Below are 1910 nucleotides of genomic sequence, written 5' to 3' on the forward strand. Positions count from 1 at the left end.
TCATCGCGTGAGCGCTTCCAGGGGCAGCGCAATAACTCTTTTTAGCAAGAGCAAGCCGGCGCGCTTGACCTCGCTTCCCATTGTCCCACGCCCAAACGGGTGATTTCCTGATTGAGCCGCCTAAGAATGGCGGCGTCGGGAGGAAAAACATGAAACGCCGTCAGTTTCTCTCTGTCGCGGCAACCGGTCTTGCCGCAGGGGCCCTAGCCAAGCCTGCTATCGCCCAGTCCATGCCGGAGGTCCGCTGGCGACTGTCGTCGACTTTCCCCAAATCCTTGGACACCCTCTATGGTGCCAGTGAAAGCCTCGCTCGGTACGTGTCTGAAGCAACCGATGGCAAGTTCCAGATCCAACCCTTCGCGGCGGGCGAGATCGTGGGCACGTTCCAGGCCTTTGACGCTGTCAGCAATGGCACAGTCGAGATGATCCACGGCCCTGGCTACTACTTCCTGGGCAAAGATCCGGCCTTTGCGGTCTTCTCCGACATGCCCTTTGCTCTCAATGCGCGCCAGAAGAACGCGTGGCTCTACCAGGCGGGCGGCAATGACCTCGTGAACCAGTTTCTGGCCAAGTACAACGTTCATGCCATCCCCGGTGGCAACACAGGTACTCAGATGGGCGGCTGGTTCCGCAAGGAGATCAGGACAGTTCAGGACCTGCAGGGCCTCAAGTTCCGGGTGGCCGGGATCGCAGGTCAAGTTATGGCTAAGCTGGGAGCTGTGCCGCAGCAGATTGCCGGTGGTGAGATCTACCCAGCTCTGGAGCGCGGCACCATTGATGCAGCCGAGTGGGTCGGGCCGTATGATGATGAGAAGCTCGGCTTCGCGAAGGTTGCTCCCTTCTACTACTACCCTGGGTTCTGGGAGGGTGGACCGGCGGTCCACTTCTACTTCACGAAGGCAAAATGGGAGGAACTGCCCAAGCACTACAAGGCGGTGCTTGAGGACGCCGCTGCTCGCGCCGGTATGGACATGCTGGCCAAGTATGATGCTCGCAATCCCGCGGCCCTGCGGCGGCTGATTGGTGCTGGTGCGCAACTGCGCCCCTTTTCGCTGGAAATCCTGGAGGCGGCCTACAAAGCAGCCAACGAAATCTATGACGAGATCTCGGCCAAAAACGCTGACTTCAAGAAGATGTATGACAGCCTGCGCGAATTCCGGAACGAGGAGTACCTCTGGTTCCAGGTAGCCGAGTATGGCTTTGACACATTTATGATCCGCACCCGCTCTCGTGGGTGATGCTGGAGAGGCGAACTTCTGCTCAATCGCTTCCAGCAGGCCTTGTCCCTTCCGGGCAGGGCTTGCTGCTAAGACGTTTTAGGCTGGAAGTGAGAACCTCCCCGAGGGTCGTTCATGGAACGGCACTTGCCCGTCTAGCGAAGGGGGCGGCTCGCGACCGGGCCGATGGGAATGGCCTCATAGATGGCCAGTCCCTCGTCGAAGCGCAGGGCTGAGCAGGCGCTCTGGGCTTCATAGAAGAGCCGGACGAATTCGCTAAGTTGATCATCATTCAGTTCACGAGCCGTCCTGTGCTGATCGATCAAGTCAGCGACGTGGCTGTTCCAGGCCCGACAGGCAGCTGAGAGTGGCAATCGCCCCTCCATCACTTGGCTGGCACCTGTCACCAGGAGCCCGCAACTGATGATGGAGGCTTGAGCATAGTGCCACGCGCGCAACGGCCGGCTCTGAGACGCCATCTCGACCTCACCGCAAAGGAGAAGACCTTCAAGGAACATGATGACTAATCAGGATAGGTTAGCCCCCAGCGCCGATGCAGAGCGTGCGAGGGCGCACAGATCATGCAGTTCCTATTTCCCTGCTCGACGCGAAAGCCGCCCATGTATGCGTCAATCGCAAAACGAGGCGATCCGGAATGCGGCATCAGCAGATGGTCCGCACTGGGTCAAACTG

At 59.3% G+C, this 1910-nt stretch carries 2 protein-coding genes; one reads left to right on the forward strand and one right to left on the reverse strand.

The genetic code is table 11. The features are described from left to right. Window positions 1-149 precede the first annotated feature (149 nt). Window positions 150-1238 (forward strand): TRAP transporter substrate-binding protein, encoded by a 1089-nt coding sequence (locus JKG68_RS32090; protein ID WP_202066451.1) that lies wholly within the window; start codon window positions 150-152, stop codon window positions 1236-1238. 134 nt (window positions 1239-1372) lie between these two features. Here the strand turns inward: JKG68_RS32090 and JKG68_RS32095 are convergent, their stop codons facing one another. Then, entirely contained in the window at window positions 1373-1591 is a 219-nt protein-coding gene (locus JKG68_RS32095; RefSeq protein WP_202066453.1) for a hypothetical protein, read from the reverse strand. Window positions 1592-1910: the final 319 nt, after the last annotated feature.

It is taken from the genome of Microvirga aerilata, assembly GCF_016743775.1.
Classification (GTDB): domain Bacteria; phylum Pseudomonadota; class Alphaproteobacteria; order Rhizobiales; family Beijerinckiaceae; genus Microvirga; species Microvirga aerilata.